Annotated in this window: 13 protein-coding genes, 1 tRNA gene and 1 pseudogene; 9 read left to right on the forward strand and 6 right to left on the reverse strand. The window is 70.6% G+C overall.

What is annotated here, in order from left to right:
- Positions 1–119: 119 nt before the first annotated feature.
- From BAY60_RS26710 to BAY60_RS26720, 3 genes and pseudogenes are all read right to left on the reverse strand, one after another.
- Positions 120–1,619 carry a recombinase family protein gene (locus BAY60_RS26710; protein WP_112284039.1) on the reverse strand — a complete coding sequence of 500 codons (1,500 nt, stop codon included), beginning with the start codon at positions 1,617–1,619 and terminating at the stop codon, positions 120–122.
- A 49-nt stretch (positions 1,620–1,668) separates the two neighbouring features.
- A pseudogene (locus BAY60_RS38090) lies at positions 1,669–3,021 on the reverse strand (GntP family permease); the annotation flags it as partial.
- Positions 3,022–3,233: 212 nt separating this feature from the next.
- Complete coding sequence (locus BAY60_RS26720; RefSeq protein ID WP_112284041.1) at positions 3,234–3,887, reverse strand: endonuclease; 654 nt, start codon at positions 3,885–3,887, stop codon at positions 3,234–3,236.
- 128 nt (positions 3,888–4,015) lie between these two features.
- Here BAY60_RS26720 and BAY60_RS26725 point away from each other — a divergent pair, with 128 nt between their 5' ends.
- Positions 4,016–5,851 carry an AMP-dependent synthetase/ligase gene (locus BAY60_RS26725; RefSeq protein ID WP_112284042.1) on the forward strand — a complete coding sequence of 612 codons (1,836 nt, stop codon included), beginning with the start codon at positions 4,016–4,018 and terminating at the stop codon, positions 5,849–5,851.
- A 48-nt stretch (positions 5,852–5,899) separates the two neighbouring features.
- On the opposite strand, the gene BAY60_RS26730 is transcribed toward BAY60_RS26725, so the two are convergent.
- Entirely contained in the window at positions 5,900–6,805 is a 906-nt protein-coding gene (locus tag BAY60_RS26730; protein WP_112284631.1) for an SDR family NAD(P)-dependent oxidoreductase, read from the reverse strand.
- A gap of 403 nt (positions 6,806–7,208) precedes the next feature.
- Between BAY60_RS26730 and BAY60_RS26735 the strand changes: the two genes are divergently transcribed.
- The 5 genes from BAY60_RS26735 to BAY60_RS26755 all read left to right on the forward strand — a co-directional run bounded on the left by BAY60_RS26735 (position 7,209) and on the right by BAY60_RS26755 (position 15,147).
- Entirely contained in the window at positions 7,209–8,405 is a 1,197-nt protein-coding gene (locus BAY60_RS26735) for an MFS transporter (RefSeq protein ID WP_112284044.1), read from the forward strand.
- A 770-nt stretch (positions 8,406–9,175) separates the two neighbouring features.
- Positions 9,176–10,366 carry a GGDEF domain-containing protein gene (locus tag BAY60_RS26740; protein WP_112284632.1) on the forward strand — a complete coding sequence of 397 codons (1,191 nt, stop codon included), beginning with the start codon at positions 9,176–9,178 and terminating at the stop codon, positions 10,364–10,366.
- Between the two features lie 67 nt (positions 10,367–10,433).
- Positions 10,434–12,611 (forward strand): phospholipase A2, encoded by a 2,178-nt coding sequence (locus BAY60_RS26745; protein ID WP_112284045.1) that lies wholly within the window; start codon positions 10,434–10,436, stop codon positions 12,609–12,611.
- 126 nt (positions 12,612–12,737) lie between these two features.
- Complete coding sequence (locus BAY60_RS26750) at positions 12,738–14,486, forward strand: LCP family protein (RefSeq protein ID WP_112284047.1); 1,749 nt, start codon at positions 12,738–12,740, stop codon at positions 14,484–14,486.
- A 187-nt stretch (positions 14,487–14,673) separates the two neighbouring features.
- Complete coding sequence (locus BAY60_RS26755; RefSeq protein WP_112284049.1) at positions 14,674–15,147, forward strand: helix-turn-helix transcriptional regulator; 474 nt, start codon at positions 14,674–14,676, stop codon at positions 15,145–15,147.
- A 51-nt stretch (positions 15,148–15,198) separates the two neighbouring features.
- Here BAY60_RS26755 and BAY60_RS26760 read toward each other — a convergent pair whose 3' ends face one another.
- Positions 15,199–16,668, reverse strand: a complete 1,470-nt coding sequence (locus tag BAY60_RS26760; protein WP_112284051.1) for a flavin-containing monooxygenase — start codon at positions 16,666–16,668, stop codon at positions 15,199–15,201.
- 77 nt (positions 16,669–16,745) lie between these two features.
- Between BAY60_RS26760 and BAY60_RS26765 the strand changes: the two genes are divergently transcribed.
- Entirely contained in the window at positions 16,746–17,363 is a 618-nt protein-coding gene (locus tag BAY60_RS26765; protein WP_112284053.1) for a TetR/AcrR family transcriptional regulator, read from the forward strand.
- Positions 17,364–17,595: 232 nt separating this feature from the next.
- On the forward strand, positions 17,596–18,231 hold the full coding sequence (locus BAY60_RS38095) for a hypothetical protein (protein ID WP_245992825.1): 636 nt from the start codon (positions 17,596–17,598) through the stop codon (positions 18,229–18,231).
- A 32-nt stretch (positions 18,232–18,263) separates the two neighbouring features.
- On the opposite strand, the gene BAY60_RS26780 is transcribed toward BAY60_RS38095, so the two are convergent.
- Entirely contained in the window at positions 18,264–18,485 is a 222-nt protein-coding gene (locus tag BAY60_RS26780; RefSeq protein ID WP_112284633.1) for a DUF3618 domain-containing protein, read from the reverse strand.
- A 120-nt stretch (positions 18,486–18,605) separates the two neighbouring features.
- On the opposite strand from BAY60_RS26780, the gene BAY60_RS26785 reads away from it, so the two are divergent.
- A tRNA-Leu gene (locus BAY60_RS26785) sits at positions 18,606–18,679 on the forward strand.
- Positions 18,680–18,731: the final 52 nt, after the last annotated feature.

The following is an 18,731-nucleotide window of genomic DNA, read 5'->3' on the forward strand; positions in this document are numbered from 1 at the left end:
GCCGCTGTCTATGGCTGCGCGCCACAACGTCCGCGCGGAGGCCGCTATCTCCCTCTACTTAGATAAGGACCCGGGTGTAGCCACACCACCCGTCATTTTCCCTTCCCGTGTGGCCCGGATCACTCTGAGAAGTCCTCGGGCTCGAGGAGCGCCTCCTCGGCGATACCCGCGGAGAGACGGGCGCGGACCTCATCCCGGCTCACCCGTCCTTGACGCACGCGCGGCCCGACCCACACGCGGAAGTGGCAATCAAGCATGAGCTTTCGCCGCTCCTCGGCGTCGGTCGCCAACTCCCACATGAGCCCGTACGTCACCCCGTGGTCGACTTCCTCCGTCCGGGCCTCCGTCGTCGGCTGCGCGCGCAGGTCCTCGAGCTTCGCGCGCACTCCCTTGCGCATGGTCGCGTACGTCGCCACGTCGCCCTCGTAGGCGCCTGCCTGGTATGCCTCGTCGAGCCGCTGGAGGGACGCCTCCAGTTCGCGGATCTCCGCCGAGAAGTCCTGACCGGGGATCTTGCGGTACTCGACCACGCGCAGGCCGCCGAACATCGCGAGAAACTGCTCCTCGGCGAACTCCTCGACCGGCGGCCCCATGATCGTGCCGCCCACCGGGCACGGCTCGACGCCGGGCGTCCGGCGAGCGCGTAGGCAGACGTACCGGCGCTCGCCCCCTCGGCTACGGCCGCTCACCATGTGCGAGCCACACGCGCAATGCACCACGCCGAACAGGGGCGCGTGTCCCGCGTCGCGGGGCGCCCTCCGCTGCTTCGAGCGGGCTTCGAGGGCCTCCTGGACCAACTCCCACTCACCGGCCGTCACCAGCTCCGGCCCCATAGACCGCGGGAGCCCGTCCGGGCCGAGCACGGGCTTACCCTTGTAGCGCACCCAGCCACGCAGCGCGGGGGAGCGGAGAATGGCTGTGATCGCGGGGGCGCTCCACGCGCCCGTCTCCTCCCGCCAGCGCGTCCGCTTCTCCCCTGCCCGGGGTGGCGGTACCTTGCGGTCCGTCAAGTCGCGTGCGATGCCGTTCACGGAGTGTCCGAGGAGCACGCGCTCCACGATCTCCCGCACGACGGGCGCCGTCTCCGGATCGTGCTCGAGGTGGTAGCCGTCCTCGTCCTTCACGGGCCGGTACCCGTACGGCACCTGCCCGCCTACCCATCGCCCCATCTTCCGGAGGTGGGTCCGGGTCGCTGTGATGCGCTCCTTCATCGTGTTGAGGTCCAGCTCCGCGAATACGGCGGACATCTGCATCCACGCCCGACCCATCTGCGAGCTACTGTCGAGAGAGTCGTCGACAGCCACCACGCGCTTGTCGTGGTCTTGCACCCATCGGAGAATCTTCAGCGTGTCGAGTGCCGATCGGGACAGCCGGTCGAGCTTCCACACGACCAGCACGTCCCACCGCGCCACCCGCTCCGGGTCGGTCAGCCACGGGCCTAGCTCGGGGCGCTCCCACGGCGACACCGCGCCGGACACGTCCAGGTCCTCGGCCACGTGGACTAGCTCGCCCTGGTGCATCCCGGTCCACGTCTCGATCACTTCCCGCTGTCGGGCGGGAGAGGTGGACTCGTCGGTCAGCCGGGATAGGCGGATGCCGCCCAAAACGCGCAACGTCATGTGACCAGCATATACAGACGTGCCACGATGGCAAATACGAGTCGTTGAAGTAGGAGAACACCATCGAACCAGCGCAGCAGGCGATGGCGGCGGCCAGCGGCGAGACGCCCAGCCCGGCGACGAGGGGCGCGGTCACCGAGGCGGCGGTGATCATGGCGACGGTGCCGGAGCCCTGGGCCAGCCGCACGAGCGTGGCGATGAGGAACGGCACCAGCACGCCGGGCAGGCTCCACGACGCGATGGTCTCGGCGAGCGCGTCGCCGACGCCCGTGTCGCGCAGCACCTGGCCGAACGCGCCACCGGCGCCGGTGATGAGGATGATGAGCCCGGCCGACGACGCCGCCTGCGACAGCCATCCGGCCACCTGGTTGCGGGTGGTCACCCGGGGCAGCAGCACGTAGACGGCGAGCACGAGGCCGATCAGCAGCGCCACGACCGGGCTGCCGACGAAGGCCAGGACGGCGACGAGCCCCTCCGGCTCGTACTCCTCGGCGCTGAGCAGGCCCTTGGCATTGCGGTCGAGGGCGGTGGCGACGGTGTTGGCGACGATCAGCAGCAGCGGCACCAGCAGCGGCAGCATCGCCAGCCCGGCCGAGATCCGCCGCTTCGGCTCCTCGCCGCCGGTCTCCCGCGCGTCGCCGGTGTCACCGCCTGCGGGCGCGGAGCCACCTCCGCCGGTGGCCGTCACGGTGCTGCGGGACGCGGTGGAGCCGTAGACCTCGGCACGCACCTCGGGCAGCACGTGTTCCTCCAGCCGGGGGCCGACCCAGCGGGCGTAGAGCACCATGATCGGCAGCAGGACCAGGGTGAAGACGAGGCCGGCGAGGATCATGCCGCCGACGTCGGCGCCGAGGATGCCGGCGACGCCCAGCGGGCCCGGCGTCGGCGGCACGAGGTGGTGGGTCAGCGTCATGCCGCAGCCGAGCGCCAGCGCCAGGGTGACGTACCCGGCGCGTTGGCGCCGCGCGATCGAGCGCGCCAGCGGGTTCATGATCACGTAGCCGGAGTCGCAGAAGACGGGGATGGACACGAGCGCGCCGGTGCCCGCCATCGCCCACGGCTCGCGGCCCTTGCCGAGCGCGCGGACGAACGCCCTGGCGAGTGCGTCGGCGGCACCGGAGACCTCCAGGATCTTGCCGACCCCGACACCGAGCCCGATGACGATGCCGATGGCGCCCATGGTGGAGCCGAAGCCGTCGGTGATCGAGCCCAGGATCTCGGTCACCGGCGCTCCGGCGACGAACCCTGTGAGCAGCGCCGCGATGAGCAGCGCGACGAACGCGTCCAGCCGGGTGCGCAGCACGATCAGCACGATGGCGCCGATCCCGAGTACGAGCGCAGCCAGCAGTTGGAGATCCACGGTGATCCTCCTAGGCCAGTTGAGCGGGAAGGCGCCCATCATGCGCCACAAACCTGCTCAAATCAAGCATCTCTCACGATACAACTGCCCAAACTACGCAACAACACAGGTAGCCAAGAAGCTCCCCAATGCCACATTTGTTCCACTCAACGGAGCGAATGCGGCATTCGCTCCATCCAGTGGAGCGAATGCCGCATTGGGGAGCTTCCGGAGCGCAGGACTCGCGCGGCGAGGCGGGGGCGGCGGCGTTTTGGCTACGCGGTGGTGACCTGGTCGGCGGTCTTCTTGTCGAGGCTCACGCGCACCAGGGCGGCCGAGAAGCGCGCCAGGTCCCTGTCGGCGACGAGCTTCGCCAGCTCGGCGCCGTCCCTGGGCAGTCCGATGCGGTCGGCGCCGCTGACGGTCTTGCGGTCGAGGTACGGCCGCAGCTCCGGCCACACGTCCTGCGCCTCCCGGCAGAAGATGTCCGCGCCGACGGGGCCGAGCCTCGGCACCTCGCACAGCAAGTTGCGCAGTTCGCCAACATCGCCGGCCGCCCGGTCGCGCAGCTTGCGCAGGTCTCCGGAGTAGGTGTCCAGCAGCAGCCGCGCCCCGTCGCCGAGCGCCGTCGCGGTGCTCTCGTCGTAGCGCACGTAGTGGCCCCGGCCGAGAGCGTCCACCCGGTCCTGCCAGGACGCCTCGAGCATCCGCTTCGGCGACGTGCAGCCCGCCGTGAACAGTTCCTTCGCCGCCGCGACCGCGATGTCCGCCTTGATGCGGGTGGACAGCAGCACCGACAGAACGAGCAGCTGGTACAGCGGGGCCGGCTTGTCCGCCAGCTTGATGCCCGCCTCGCGCGCGTACGTGGTGCCCGCGACCTCCAGCAGCCTGGCCACCGTCCGGCCCGGGGCAGTGCTGTCCTTGCTCATGACCCTCGCATACCCCCGGCGCGGCCGTCCGACACGAGGTCCGCGGGTCCTCTCGCCACCGAGAGGGGTCCTCACCGTGACGCCGACCACATAGAGTGTCGGCAACAGGGTTACCGAGGAGGTCATTGTTGAGCACCCAGGAATCCGTCGCCCGTGAGACCGAAGGCCTGACCATCCCGCTGCTGCTCCGGCGCAACGCCACGGACTACGGCGACCTGCCCGCGCTGTCGTCCGCCGACGACGAGAGCGCGCCGACCCTGACGTGGTCGCAGTTGCGGGCCCAGGTCGCCGCCGTCTCGCGCGGCCTTGCCGACCTCGGGCTCCGCGCGGGGCAGCGGATGATCATCATGGCGCCGAGTAGGCCCGAACACTTCATCGCCGACCTCGCCGCCGCCAACCTCGCGGCCATCCCCTGCACCGCGTACTCGACGCTGAGCTCGGAGCAGATCTCCTACGTCGTCAACCACAGCGCCGCGCCCGTCGCGGTGCTGGCGGGCGGCGCGGAGCTGCAGCGCTGGCTGCCCGTGCTCGACGAGCTGCCCAACCTCGAGCACATCGTGGTGCTGGACGCCTCCGCGATACCCGACGGCGACGACCGTTTCCTCAGCTTCGCCGGCCTGCGGGAGCGCGGCGAGGCGCTGCACGCCACGGAGCCGGAGGTGTTCGAGCGGGTCACCGACGAGATCAAGCCGGACGACCCGCTGTCGATGATCTACACCTCGGGCACCACCGGCATGCCCAAGGGCGTCGTGCTGTCCCACCGCAACGCCATCCACGAGGCCGTGGCCGTCCGCGCCCGGCACGGCACACCCATGCACGCCAGCAACATCGCCTACCTCCCGCTGGCCCACATCGCCGAGCGCGAGCTCTCGATCTACCTGCCGATCGTCTACGCCGGGCACGTGCACACCCTCGCGGACCCCAAGGGCATCGTCGCCGCACTCGGCAAGGTCCGCCCCGACGTCTTCTTCGGCGTGCCGAGGGTCTGGGAGAAGATGGTCGCCGGCCTGAAGAACATGCTCGCGGGCGTGCCCGAGGAGCGGCGCAACGCGCTGATCGGCGCGAACGAGCTGCTCCAGCAGGGCTACAAGCTGCGCAGCGAGGGCAAGGAGGTGCCGCCCGAGCTGGCCGAGCGCATCGCCGAGACCGACCGCACCGTGCTCGCCCCCGTGCGGCAGATGCTCGGCCTGGACAGGCTGCTCCTCGCCTCCAGCGGCGCGGCCGCGCTGCCACTGGAGGTGCTCTACTTCATCGCGGGCCTCGGCGTCGAGATCCTGGAGGTGTGGGGCCTGTCGGAGACGACGGGCGCGGTCACCGCCAACTCGGCGTCGTCGTTCAAGGCGGGCACCGTCGGCAGGCCCATCGCCGACGTCGAGGTCCGCACCGGAGAGGACGGCGAGCTGTTCGTGCGCGGACCGATCGTGTTCCTCGGCTACCTGTCCGAGGACGGCTCGATCGAACCGGCGACCGACTCCGACGGCTGGTTCGCCACCGGCGACATCGGCACGATCGACGAGGACGGCTTCGTCACGATCACCGACCGCAAGAAGGAGCTCATCATCACGGCAGGCGGCAAGAACATCGCGCCAACCAGGATCGAGGGCCTGCTCAAGGAGCACCCGCTGATCGGGCAGGCCGTCGCGATCGGTGACAACCGGCCCTACGTCACGGCACTGATCGTGCTCGACGACGAGATCGCGCCGGCGTGGGCGGCCTCGAAGGGCATCGAGGCGGCCGACATCGCCACGCTGGCGGGCCACCCCGAGATCCGCGCCGAGATCGAGCGGGCCGTCGAGTCGGCCAACGACCGGCTCGCCAGGGTGGAGCAGGTCAAGCGCTACCACCTGCTCACCAAGGCGTGGACGCCGGAGAGCGGCGAGCTGACGCCGACGCTGAAGCTCAAGCGCCGGATCATCAGCGAGCGCTACGCGCCGGACATCAACGCCCTGTACGCCGACGCGTGACGAGCGGTCCCCCGGAGGTTGCCCGGCCGTGGCGCCTCCGGGGGAGCGTCAAGCGCTCCGCAGTGGCGTTGAGGCTCCTTCCGTCCACTTCCGCAGGCGTGGGGGCACGCGCTTCTCCAGGCCGTAGGGCTCCAGATGCGCGCTGAACACCTCGTCGAACGCCCGCTGCACGCTGTCGGAGTCCCACACCGCGCGCTCCAGGATGGGCGCCTTGAGGTAGGGCTGGCCCACGATGTGCAGCTGCGGCCCGTTGCACCGGATGAGCTGGCCGGTGATGCCGTGCGAGCCGTCACCGAGCAGGAACAGCACCACGGGGGCGATGCGTGACGGCGTGCGGTCGGGCGGGCAGTTGCGCAGCGAGCGCTCCGACTTCCACACCATCCGCGTGTGGGCCAGCGGGCACACGGCGTTGACGCGGATCCCGACGTCCTCCATGTCCAGCGCCCACGAGTACGTCAGCGAGGCGACGGCGCCCTTGCTCGCCGCGTACGTCGCGAGCTTGCGCTGGCCGAGCGAGGCACCCGAGGAGATGTTGACGATCGACCCGCCGCGGCCCTGCGCCATCATGGCCTTCGCCGCGGCCATGCCGGTGTAGATCACGCCGAGCACGTTGGTCTCCACCAGCTCCCGGATCTGGTCCGGCTCCTCCTGCCAGGGCAGCGCCTCGTAGTTCACCCCGGCGTTGCTGACGAGGCCGTCGATGGCGCCGAACTCGGCGACGCACAGCTCCACCATGGCCTGCGCCTGCTCCGGGTCGGCGACGCTGTGGCCGCTGGCCACGGCGCGGCCGCCGTGTTCGCGGATGTTGGCCGCCGTCCGCTCGGCGAGGTCGGCGTCGAGGTCGTTCACCACGACCGCGGCACCGGCCTGCGCCGCATGCACCGCGAACGCCTCGCCGAGCCCCCTCCCCGCGCCGGTCACCACCACTGCCTTGCCGTTGAGCAGTCTGTCCATCACGTCGTCTCCCACCGCCAGCACCGATTCGCGCTCGCCTCCGCCCGCGTTCAGCTGGCCTGAGATCAGTGTTGGTCACGCACGCGGCCCTGGCCCGGCGAGCGCGCCGAACGGTGGTTTCACTGCGCCGAACGAGTGAGCAGTGATCGGTCCTGGGAAACTGCCCGGCGTGCGGTGAGGGCGCTGCTCGCGGCGCCGGTGATCGTTCGCGACGCTCCGTGGCCCCCGTACCTTGGACGTCGGACGGATGGCGCAAGAAGCACCGCTGTTCGTCCGATCCGGGCAACGTTCCCTGTTCGCCTCCGCGTAGCCGAGGGCATACTGAACGTTGTCGACGATGTAGCGTGCGGTAACCGAGCCAACACAGGGTGACAACGAGGTGAGTACGAGGACGGCGCCGCGGATGGGCACGGCGATCCGCAACCGTGAGTTCCGGGCGCTGTGGCTGGCCGAGGCACAGTCGGTGCTCGGCGATCACCTCACCACGGTGGCGCTGGCGATCATGGTGTTCGGCCGGACCGGCTCGGCGCTGTGGGCCGCGCTGGTCTACGCGCTGACGTTCCTGCCGGCGCTCGCGGGCGGGCTCGGGCTGGCGCAGATCGCCGACCGCTACCCGCGCCGCACCGTGCTCGCGACGGCCGCCGTCATCCAGGCCGTGCTCGTCGGCGCGATGGCCATCCCGGGCACCCATCTGGCGCTGCTGTGCACGCTCGTGGTGCTGGTACGCCTGGTCGGCGCGCCGGTCAACGCCGCGCAGAACGCGCTGACCAGGGAGGTCTTCACCGACGACGACGTCTACCTGCGCAGCCAGGACCTGCGGGGCATCACCACCAACATCGCGATGCTCGTGGGCCTTGGCGGCGGCGGGCTGCTCGTGACGCTGGTGGGCCCGTCGTGGGCGCTGGCCGTCGACGCGCTCACGTTCCTCGTCGCCGCGCTCGTCGTACGGCTGTGCGTGCGCCGGCGCCCCGCCGCGGGCGGCCCCGGCGACCGCTGGTTCGGCGCCGCGCAGTGGGTGTGGTCGCAGCGCAGGCTGCGGGTGCTGCTCGCGTTCTCGTGGCTGGTCGGGCTCGCGGTCATCCCCGAGGGCCTCGCCGCGCCGCTCGCGCACGAGATCGGAGCGCCGGACCAGGCTGTCGGCTGGCTGCTGGCCGCGGACCCGGTCGGCTTCATCATCGGCACGTTCGTGCTGTCACACTACGTGTCCGCCGAGAACCGCAGGCGCGTCATGGGGGTGCTCGCCACCGCGGCGGCGGCCTTCCTCATCGCGTTCGCCGTCGAGCCGAGCCTGCCGGCCGCGCTCGTGCTGCTGGCGCTCGCCGGGGCGGCGGGTGCCTACATCATCACCGTCGGTGCCACGTTCATCACGTGGGTCCCGAACGAACTCCGGGGCGGAGCGGGCGGGCTCTACCGGACCGGCCTGCGTGTCGCGCAGGGCATCGGTGTGGCGATCGGCGGCATCGTCGCGGACCTCGTGGGTTCCGCGACCATCGCGATCGCGCTCGCCGGTGTCGTCGGCGTCCTGCTCACCGTGCCGGTCGCGCTGTCGTGGGCGCGCGTCCACGGTACGCCGAATACGGCCACCACCGGGCTGGCCTGACGAAAGAAGAGAAATGTCGAGTCAATCAGAAGTCGCGGTCCGACAACGTCGGCACCTCCCCGTAACCACAAACAAATATGACCGTCTGTATTCGTTATGACTACGGGTGCTCAGAAATCACGGTCGGCCACTGGGGACACCTCCACACGGCACGCGGGGACAGCAGGAGTTGTACTTCGGTTGCTCAGAAGTCACGGTCCGACACGGGAAACCTCCTCCACGGCGATCGGCGAATTCGGCGGACAGCGGCCGGCTCAGAAATCACGGTCGGACATGAGCACCTCCGGCGGGGAACGGAAACCACCAACACTTGTTTGTTCTAGATCAGAAGTCACAGCCAGACAAGAGGAAAACACCTCCGATCGCTTTCAGGCCGACGCGCGGGCGGCCCGGCACTGTGCCCGTCACACCGGCCCGGCGTCCTCGCCTACACGACCGATCTGGCGCGGTGAGATGATACCTCCTACGAAGAGCGGACCCTTCTCGCGCGAACTCCACACGCGTAGCTGATCGACGAAACCGGACACCCTCGGGAGGGTTGGCGAGTGCCGCGCACGCCCCACGGTCGGCCACCGCCGGCGCCTCCTGCCGCTGGCAGGACGCCCGGAGGCGGCACGGGCGGGCCTGCCTCGCCCGGCGGAGGGGTGCCCGCGGAGCCCGGCCCCGACACGGAAGCCGAGCCGGTGACGGCGTCCCGCTGGCACGCGCGCCATCCCCGCAACTGGGCGCTGTGGCGGCGGCCGAAGCGCTTCGTCGCCTTCCTGCTCGCGATGGAACTCGTCGCGCTCGGCGGCTTCGGTTTCGCATTCGCGAACTCGCCGGCACCGACGGGCACCGACTGGGTGCGATTCGCCATCCTCGCCGCGGGCGCGACGGTCCATATCCAACTCACCCGGCGCCAGGAGGAGCGCAGGCGCAACCGGACGAGGACCGTCCTCATCGACCTCATCGCGGTGTGGGTCTTCCCCGCCGTGCTGGTGCTTCCCGCCACGCTCGTCGTGGCGCTCGTCGTGCTCACCCGCATCCAGCGGTGGTTCACCGCGCGCAGGCCCGCGCACAACTTCGTCTTCTCCGCCATCTCGCACAGTCTCGCCGCCGCGCTTGCGCACCTGACCTATGTCGCGCTTGGACCGAGCGACTGGCACACCCTGACGGGACTCGGCTCCCTGCGCGAGTTCGCGCTCGTGCTCGTGACCGCCGCCGTCTACGAAGGCGTTCAGGTGCTCTACGTCGGCGGCATCCTGACGCTCACCTCCCCGAACCCGACGCCACGCACGGTGCTCGGCAGCAAGGCCGACAACCTGCTGGAGGCGATTACCACCGGGCTCGGCGCCATGACGGCGGTCCTGCTCGTCACCATGCCGCCCACGGTGGCGATCATGGCCGTCGTGACGGTGGTGTTCAACCGGCTCGCCGAGCTCGACCAGTTGCAGGACGACGTCGTGACCGACTCCAAGACCGGCCTGCTCAACATGCGCGGCTGGTCCGAATCGGCCGAGCGCGCGCTGTCCAGGGTGAGCCGTGCCGACGGCACGCTGTCGATGCTCATGATCGATCTCGACCACTTCAAGTGGATCAACGACACGTTCGGCCATCCGGCAGGCGACGACGTGCTGATCGCCGTGGCGAAGGCCCTCGGCGAGGTCACCCGTCCCGCCGACATCGTGGGCCGGTTCGGCGGCGAGGAGTTCTTGGTGCTGCTGCCCGACGCCGACACGGCCGCCGCCGAGGTCGCCGCCGAGCGTGTGCGCAGGACGATCTCCGCGCTGCGCATCGAGACCACCGACAAGCGGGGCGAGCGCACCGAGATCACCGACCGCACGACCTCGATCGGCGTCGCGGTCTACCCGGTCGACGCGAGCACGCTCGACGGGCTCATGCAGGCCGCCGACGCCGCCGTGTACGAGGCGAAGGAGAACGGCAGGAACCAGGTGCGCTTCGCCCGGAACGACCGCCACTGACCACACCCGCGCTCTCCGGGTTCTACCCGGATGCGACCGGCACGCGCGCCTTGACACCCTGGACACCATGACCGCCACCACCGAGGAGCCCGCCGCGGGGTCCAGACCCGGACGCCGGGTCTTCGGGACCTCGGCGTGGATCGCTCTCCTGGTACTGGTGGTGACCGCCTTCGGCTTCGTCGCCTCCCGCACGGCCGCCCCGCCGGACCACGGCCCGCCCCGGGGCGACGTCGCGGCCGCGAAGCAGGCCATCGACGCCCTGCTGGCTCCGGGGCCCTCCCCGGACGCGCTCGCGCTGCTGCCCGCCGACTTCACCCGGGTGACCGGCGTGGTGGCAGGCGAAACCCCGGCGCCGGATGGCACGGTGCGCGCCGTGCACGTCGGCGGCGGCTGCTCGACGCCGTGGGGCGACGACGACACGCGCTGGGGCTTCGGGCCCGCCTGCCAGTCGCACGACCTCGGCTACGACCTGCTCCGCTACGCCGACCGGAAGGGCCACCCGCTCGGCCCCGAGGTGCGCGAGGCGCTCGACGACCGGCTCTCGGCCGACATGCACGGGATGTGCCGGACCAACCCGATGGACTCGGAGACCACCTGCCGGGCGGTGGCGTCGCTGTACTCGGCGGGACTCGTCGTCAACTCGTGGCACCAGCGCTGGGGCCCACCCGTCGGCGAGCCGATCGTGCCGATGCTCGCCGGGCTGGCGATGATCGGGTTGCTGGTGTCGTTCCGGCTGCGGGGCTGGCTGCTCACCCGGCGGCAACGGCCCCGGCCCGCCCGGCGGAACGCCCCGCGGCCCGCGCGCGGGCGTGGCTGGACCCTGCTCGGAATCGGCAGCATCGGGGTGCTCATGCTCGGCGAGGCCACGGTGGCGCTCGCGCGCTGGGCAGGCGCGGGCGAGCAGTGGCTGTGGCCGTTCACCTGGCTGGCGCAGCTGTCGTTTCTGTTCTTCTTCGCGGGCGGGCAGGCCAACGCGGCGGGCTGGGCGGCGATCCGGCGCGCGGGCGGCGGCTACCGGGAGTACCTGGCCCACCGGACGAGCTGGCTGCTGCGGCTGACGCTGGTGTTCGCGGTGGTGGCGTTCGCGGTGCCGACGGCACTCGAGGTGCTCGGCATCCCCGGCGCCACGACGGCGACCGTCGTGCGCATCGCCCTGCACCCGCTGTGGCTGCTCGGCGTCTACGTGCTGACGATCGTGGCGACCCCGGCGCTGGTCCGCGTGCACCGCAGGACACCCGTGGCCGGCGTGCTCGGCCTGCTCGCGCTCGTGCTGGTCACCGACCTGGCCGGCCGCATCCTCGATGTCCCGCTGGTCGGCTACCTCTCCGCCCTCCCGCTGGCATTGCTGGCCCAGCAGCTGGCCTTCGCCGGCCTCGGCCGGTTCGGCGGGCGGCGGTGGCTGCCAGTGGGCGTCGCGGCGCTCGGCGCGGCGGCGCTCGGCGCGGGTGCGGCGGTGGGTCTCGTTCCGCTGACGCTGCTCGGCGCGCCGGAGGGGCCGCCCGCGCTCGCGGGGCCGACGCTGCCGGTACTGCTGCTCGGGGTCGTTCAGCTGGCCGTGCTGGCGCTGGTGAGGCAGCCACTGTCGCGGCTGGCCACGGCCGAGCCGGTGCGGAGAGCGGCTGCCTTCGCCTCCCGTGCTCCGATGACGCTCTACCTCGTGTTCCTCGCGGCCATGCTGCTCGTGGTGGCGGTCGTGTACCTGCCCGGCCTGCTCGCCACGGACGGCGTGTTCCTGCTGCGCCCCCGCCCGCTGCTGGCGGTGGCCATGCTCGCCGGGCCCGCGGTGCTGGTGTTCTGGTGGTTCGAGCGCCATCTCGGGCACCATCCACCGGCGCCACCGGCCGTGTCCGGCACGACCGGTGGGTTCGAACGGCTGCTCGCACACGCGGCCACGGCCGCAGGGATCAGCTTCGCCACGGTGGGTGTGTTCGGCTTCGCGCTGACCACCTTCGGCGGCGCGGCCGATCCCATGCTGCGCGGCGTGCTGCTCGGCCCCATCCAGAGCCTCGTGCACCTGCTGCTGGGCATGGCACTGCTGCATGCCGTGCGCACCGGTGCGGCGGGCTCGCCGCGGACGTGGCTGCTCGCGACGCTGGCCTGCGTGCCACCCCTGCTGGCGGCCGCAGGCGGGCCCGCGGCCGACGCGCTGGGCGTCGTTGTGCACGCGGTCACAGCCGGGCTGGCTCTCGCGGCGGTGTTGGCTACGGTGTGGCTCGCTCGCGCGACCAGCGGCTACGCCAGGTGAACGGCGGCGCCCACACCCGGGTGGTACCGACCACAGGGTGCGGTGGTGTGACACGCTACGACAACCCGTACCCGCGCTCACGCGTCCACCAAACGACCCGAACTGTCGGCGAAAGGAGCCGTTGGCGTGGATTACCCGCCGCGGAACACCCCGCGAGGCCGTGGTCCCGCGAGGCCGTGGCAGGACCCTGCGGGTGGTGGCCGGCAGGCGCCCCCGCCGGGCGGCAGGCCGGGACCTCCGCCTGCCGGCAGGCCTGCGCCGCCGCGCAAGGCCGGGCCGCGACAGGTGCCGCCGGGGTCCCGTGCTCCCGGCGCGGGCAGGCCGTCGGGTTCTGCCCCGCCCGGCTCCCGGCCGCCCGCGGGTCGGCCTCGGACCGCGCCGCCGCCTCCCCCCAAGCGCAGGACGGGGTTGCGCGGCCCGAAGATCGTGCTCGCGGTGGTGTCCGCGCTCGTGATGACCGTCACCGGCTACGGGTGGGCCGCGATGCAGGGGCTGGTGAACGGGATGACGATGGCCGACGTGATCGGCGATGGGGGCGGCGGAGACCTGCCCGCCGACGGCGCGCGCAACATTCTGCTGGTCGGGATGGACAGCCGCACCGACGCGCAGGGCAATCCGCTGTCCGAGGAGATGCTGGCCAAGCTGCGCGCCGGTGTCGCCGACGGTGAGCTGAACACCGACACGCTGATCTTCGTGCACATCCCCAACGACGGCAGCAAGGCGGTGGCGATCTCGCTGCCGCGCGACTCCTACGTCTCGATCCCCGGGTTCGGCGAGCACAAGATCAACTCTGCCTACGCGCGCGCCAAGTTCGCCGCCCGCGCGAAGCTCCAGGAGGAGGGGGTCACCGACCCGAGGGAACTGGAGGTGCGCAGCAACCAGGAGGGCGCCAAGACGCTCATCGCCACGGTCGAGGACCTCACGGGCTTCACGATCGACAACTACGCCTCGATCAACCTGCTCGGCTTCTACGACATCACCAAGGCCATCGGCGGCGTCGACGTGTGCCTGAAGGAGCCCGTGAGCGACCCGTACTCGGGCGCGAACTTCGAGGCGGGACCGCAGACGATCTCCGGGTTCAAGGCGCTCGCGTTCGTCCGGCAGCGACACGGCCTGCTGCGCGGCGACCTCGACCGCGTGGTGCGCCAGCAGGTGTTCATGGCCGGCCTCGCCCGCAAGGTGCTCTCGGCGGGCACGCTCGCCGACCCGGCGAAGCTCAACGACCTGATGGACGCCATCAAGAAGTCCGTCGTCGTCAACCAGGGCTGGGACGTGCTCGGCTTCGCCCAGCAGCTGCGCGGGCTCACCGGGGGGCAGATCCAGTTCCGCACGATCCCGGTGGTCGACACCGAGTACGAGACGCCCGAGGACGGCCAGGCGGTCCAGGTCGATCCGGACGAGGTGCGGGAGTTCATCCAGGGGCTCGGCGGCAAGCCGAAGGACGCCAAGCCGCAGGCCCCCGCGCCCCCGGCGAGCGAGATCACGGTGGACGTGCTCAACGGGTCGAACATCACCGGCCTCGCCGGGTCGGTGTCGGAGTCCCTCGTCGGCAAGGGCTACGTGCAGGGCGAGGTCGGCAACGCCTCGCCGCGCTCCACGACGGAGGTCCAGGTGCCCGAGGGCCAGCGCGCGGCAGGCGAGAAGGTGGCAGGTGACCTGGGCGGCGAGGTCGAGGTCGAGGAGTCGCCGGACGTGCCTGCCGGGCACGTGCAGGTGCTGCTGGGCCCGGACTACTCCGCCGACCAGGTGGCTTCCGGCGGCGCCGCCGAGCCCGCCATGCAGCCGCGGACCGTGCCGGTCGCCAAGCAGCAGCAGCCGTCCGGCGAGCCGGAGGACCCTGCCATCACTGCCAACGGGGTCACCTGCGTCAACTAGCGCGGGTGAGCCCTTTCGGGGGCTTTTGCTACTCCGATCGGAGTAGTTCGGAGGCCTTTACCGAATTTTGTCCGCGAGCCGCGTAAGCCGAGCGGCCTCCATGCCTTTCTCTCGCGTGAAGAACGCATGCGCTGTGCCGGCCGAGTGGGCGCACGGCAACTCACGTGGTGCGGGCAGGGGACCTGGAGTGCTGATCGACGCGGACGCGTACCAGCGGGTACTTGGCGAGGAACTACGCAAGCTCCGCAAGAAGCGAGGGTGGACGCGCAAGCAGCTGAACGAGCGGCTGCAGAGTGAGATCTCGCTGCAGACGCTGGCCACCTACGAGCTGGGCACCCGGCAGTGCTCGGTGGTGCGGCTGGTGGAGCTGTGCCTGGCGATGGACGAACGGCCACAGAACCTGCTGGAGCGGGTGCACCGGAGAGTGTTCTCCGACGAGCCGGGACGGGTGCGGCTCAACCTGGCGCGCGTGGTGGCCGACGACCAGCCGGAGCTGGGGCCGCTGCGCCGGTGGGCGCAGGGCAGGCTGGCGCAGTCCACCGGTGAGGAGGTCCAGCTCGACTTCTCGGCGCTGGAGCGGATGGCGGAGCTGTGCAACCTGGACACCCAGGACCTGCTTGCCCGCCTGCGCAAACTCTCCAGCCTGGGCCCCACCTTCTGACCCACCGCACCACCTGCTCGCCCCGTCCCCCACCTGGCACCAAAGCGGCGGCTACCTGATGAGTTCGAAGTCGTCGGCACGCAGCTTGCGGGTACGCAGCCAGTACCGCCACGTGAAGCCCGGCCAGATGGTGCGGTTCACGCCCTGCGCGTCGAGGTACCAGCTCTTGCACCCGCCCTGCGTCCAGATGCCGTTCGCCAGCTTGCGCTGGATCTCGGTGTTGAACTGCTCCTGCACCGGCTCGCGCACCTCGATGGCCTTCGCGCCGCGTGACTCGGTGAGGCGGATGGCCTCGGCGATGTAGCGGATCTGCTGCTCGATCATGAACACCACGGAGTTGTGGCCGAGGCCGGTGTTGGGTCCGAGCAGGAAGAACAGGTTCGGAAACCCGGTGACCGTGATGCCGAGATGCGTCTGCATGCCCTCGGTGGCCCACAGCTTGCCCAGGTTCCTCCCGCCGACCCCGATGATGTCGAGGTCGTCGAAGGCGTCGGTGACGTGGAAGCCGGTGCCGAAGATGATCGCGTCGACCTCGCGCTCGACCCCCGCCTCGTCGACGATGCCGTGCTCGCGCACCTCGGCGACGCCGTCGGTGACGACGGAGACGTTGTCCCTGTTCAGCGCCGGGTAGTAGTCGTTGGAGATCAGCACGCGCTTGCAGCCGAGGACGTAGTCGGGCGTGAGCTTGGCACGCAGCCGCGGGTCGTCGATGTGCTTGTCGATGTTGCGCTTGGCGAGCTTCTGCGCGAGCTTCATCAGCCTCGGGTTGCCGTTGAAGCCGACGGCGCGCGCCTCCAGCAGCCAGTAGAGCAGGTCACGGTAGGCGCGCTGCGCGCCGGGCACGCGGGCGAACAGGCGTTTGGCCCACTCCGGCATCGGGTGGTCCGGCTTCGGCATGATCCACGGCGGCGTGCGCTGGAAGATGGTCAGCTCGGCGACGTCCTTGGCGATCTGCGGGACGAACTGGATGGCGCTGGCTCCGGTGCCGACGACGGCGACCCGCTTGCCGCGCAGGTCGTAGTCGTGGTCCCACTCCGCGGAATGGAAGGACTTGCCCTGGAAGCGCTCCATGCCGGGCAGCTCGGGCACCTGCGGCAGGTGCAGCGCACCGACACCGGCCACCAGGTAGCGGCAGACGAACTCGTCGCCGCCCGCGGTGGAGACGTACCAGCGGCCCTCGTCGGAGTCCCAGCGGGCGCCCGTCATCTCCTGCCCGAACCGCACATACGGGTAGAGGTCGTACTTGCGCGCGACACCCCGCATGTACTCGAAGATCTCCGGCTGCGGCGAGAAGGAGCGCGACCAGTTCGGGTTCTGCTCGAACGAGAAGGAGTACATGTGCGACTGGATGTCGCACGCGCACCCGGGGTAGGTGTTGTCACGCCAGGTGCCACCCACGTCATGGGCCTTCTCCAGGATGACGAAGTCCTCGCGGCCCTCCTGGCGAAGCTGGATCGCCATGCCGAGACCCGAGAACCCGGTGCCGACGATCACGACCTCCGCTTCGGTGCGGTTGCCCATACTGCCTCCAAGCCGCAGTTCCTGTTACCCGAAGTCCACCTTACCAGGAGTAGGTTACTTCCGGTAGAGTTCGGTTCGTGAGCACCACCGCGAAGGCCCCCGCCCGCCGCAAGCGCATGCCCCGCGCCCAGCGGGAACGGCAGATGATCGACGTCGCCGAGGCGGTCTTCGCCGAGCGGGGGTACGCCGCGGCGTCCATGGACGAGATCGCGGAACGGGTCGGCGTGTCCAAGCCGATGCTCTACGAGTACTTCAACTCCAAGGAAGGGCTGCTGCTCGCCTGCATCCGCGAGGCGAGGGCGGCGCTGCGGACCGTGACCGAGGAGGCGGTGGCGGGCGCGCCGACCGCCGAGGAAGCCATGCGGCGCGGCCTGCACGCCTTCTTCGTCTACATCCGGGAGCGCAGGCAGGCGTGGTCGCTGCTGCGGCACGAGATGGCCCTGATCGGCACGTCCGCCGCCGAGGAGATCGAGGCGACAAGGCAGCAGCAGACCGACCTGATCGCCACCCTGATGGGCGGCTACCTCGACAGCTCGGACCCGGTCCGCACGCAGGCGTCGGCGGAGTTCGTGGTCGGCGGCTGCGAGCGCCTGGCCATCTGGTGTGAGGCCCACGAGAACCTCACCCCGGAACAGGTCACCGAGTACGCGATGGACCTGCTGTGGGGCGGACTGGAGCGGCTGGCGAACCGATGATCACCGTGCCGACATCGGGCGATGACAGCTCGTGACGACACACTGAGAGTGTTCTCACGCTCAGTAGTTCCTGACGCTTTGTCGTATTGCCGGATCGATCCGCCCGTTACAGAATCTCAACGAGACGCCGAACGAGATCTACACGAACGGGTTATTCGCGAACTGGCGTCATAAGGCGGCGGCCACGCAGTCTCGCACTGTGGAGCATGCTGTCGAGAGAGGGGTGAGACTGGTGGCGCAAGCGATCACCGCGACGTACGTGCAGGAAGACGACGACTGGACTGTCAAGGTCGCCGGCCTGGGCAAGGAACTGCAGGGGAAGGCGCCGGGCATCATCGCCGCACGTGACCGTGCCGACCAGCTCGTGGAGAAGCTCGCGGGCGAGGGCACCAGCACCACCGTGGTCCACCTGCTCAACGGCAGCGCGCTGGAGTTCACGAGTGCCTACATGACCGCGCGGCTGGCCAGGTCCGAGCCGGAGGCCGAGGCGGGCGAGCCCGAGCAGGCCGCCGAGGCCGAGGAGAAGGCCGAGGACACCGCGAAGGCCGACACGCCCGCCGAGGACAAGAAGCGCGACGACGACAAGCCGGAGCAGCCCGACGACGCCGCGTCCGCCGACGAGGCGGCCACCGCGAAGGCCGGCTCCGGCGCGCGGGCCGAGACGCCGGAGCCGCCTGCCCAGCGCACCGACGAGGGCACCTCGGCGAAGAAGAAGGCCAAGCGGACCGTGCCGCGCAAGGAGCTGAGCAAGAGCCCGGAGGCGGCAGCTCCCCAGCAGAGCACCGGCGAGCAGGCAGCCGATTCCGCCAAGGACACCTACGCGGCCGCCGCGGCCTACGGCACGCGGCGCTCGCGTGCTGCCGGCTGACGACGTCGTCCGCCGGCAGCGGCGACGCCCTCTCAGCGCAGGAGCTTGCGCACCAGCAGCACGCCGATCAGCGCTCCGACGCCGATCAGCGGGAACTTCACCTTCGGCTCGGAGAGCTTGGCGGCCAGGCTCGTCTTCGCCGTGTCGGCGAGCCGCTTGGGGCTGGCCTTCGTGCCGAGCTCGTCCAGGGTGGAGGCGAGCGCCTCCCTGGCCTTCTCGATGTCCCGCTCGATGGTGTCCGGATCGCGAGCCACGTGTCCTCCCTCGCTGAGCATGCTTGCCGCAGGCTGCCACGTTAGATCACCGGCCACACCCCGCTCCGGCAGGCCACGCCGACGGCCCGCGAGCAGCCTGCGGCTAAGCTGCGACTCGCAGGGCCCGTAGCCCAATTGGCAGAGGCACACGGTTTAGGTCCGTGCCAGTGTGGGTTCGAGTCCCACCGGGCCCACCTTCTGGATCGCACGTTCGGCACCAGCACCACGCCTGTGTGTATATTGTGT

Origin of the sequence: Prauserella muralis (genome assembly GCF_003202285.1) — a bacterium.
Lineage (GTDB): Bacteria > Actinomycetota > Actinomycetes > Mycobacteriales > Pseudonocardiaceae > Prauserella_B > Prauserella_B muralis.

Coding starts and splice junctions, on each gene's coding strand:
- BAY60_RS26745 (WP_112284045.1), top strand. CDS start 10,434: ATGACCGCCACCACCGAGGAGCCCGCCGCGGGGTCCAGACCCGGACGC.
- BAY60_RS26735 (WP_112284044.1), top strand. CDS start 7,209: ATGGGCACGGCGATCCGCAACCGTGAGTTCCGGGCGCTGTGGCTGGCC.
- BAY60_RS26720 (WP_112284041.1), bottom strand. CDS start 3,887: ATGAGCAAGGACAGCACTGCCCCGGGCCGGACGGTGGCCAGGCTGCTG.
- BAY60_RS26730 (WP_112284631.1), bottom strand. CDS start 6,805: ATGGACAGACTGCTCAACGGCAAGGCAGTGGTGGTGACCGGCGCGGGG.
- BAY60_RS26710 (WP_112284039.1), bottom strand. CDS start 1,619: ATGACGTTGCGCGTTTTGGGCGGCATCCGCCTATCCCGGCTGACCGAC.
- BAY60_RS26760 (WP_112284051.1), bottom strand. CDS start 16,668: ATGGGCAACCGCACCGAAGCGGAGGTCGTGATCGTCGGCACCGGGTTC.
- BAY60_RS26740 (WP_112284632.1), top strand. CDS start 9,176: ATGGAACTCGTCGCGCTCGGCGGCTTCGGTTTCGCATTCGCGAACTCG.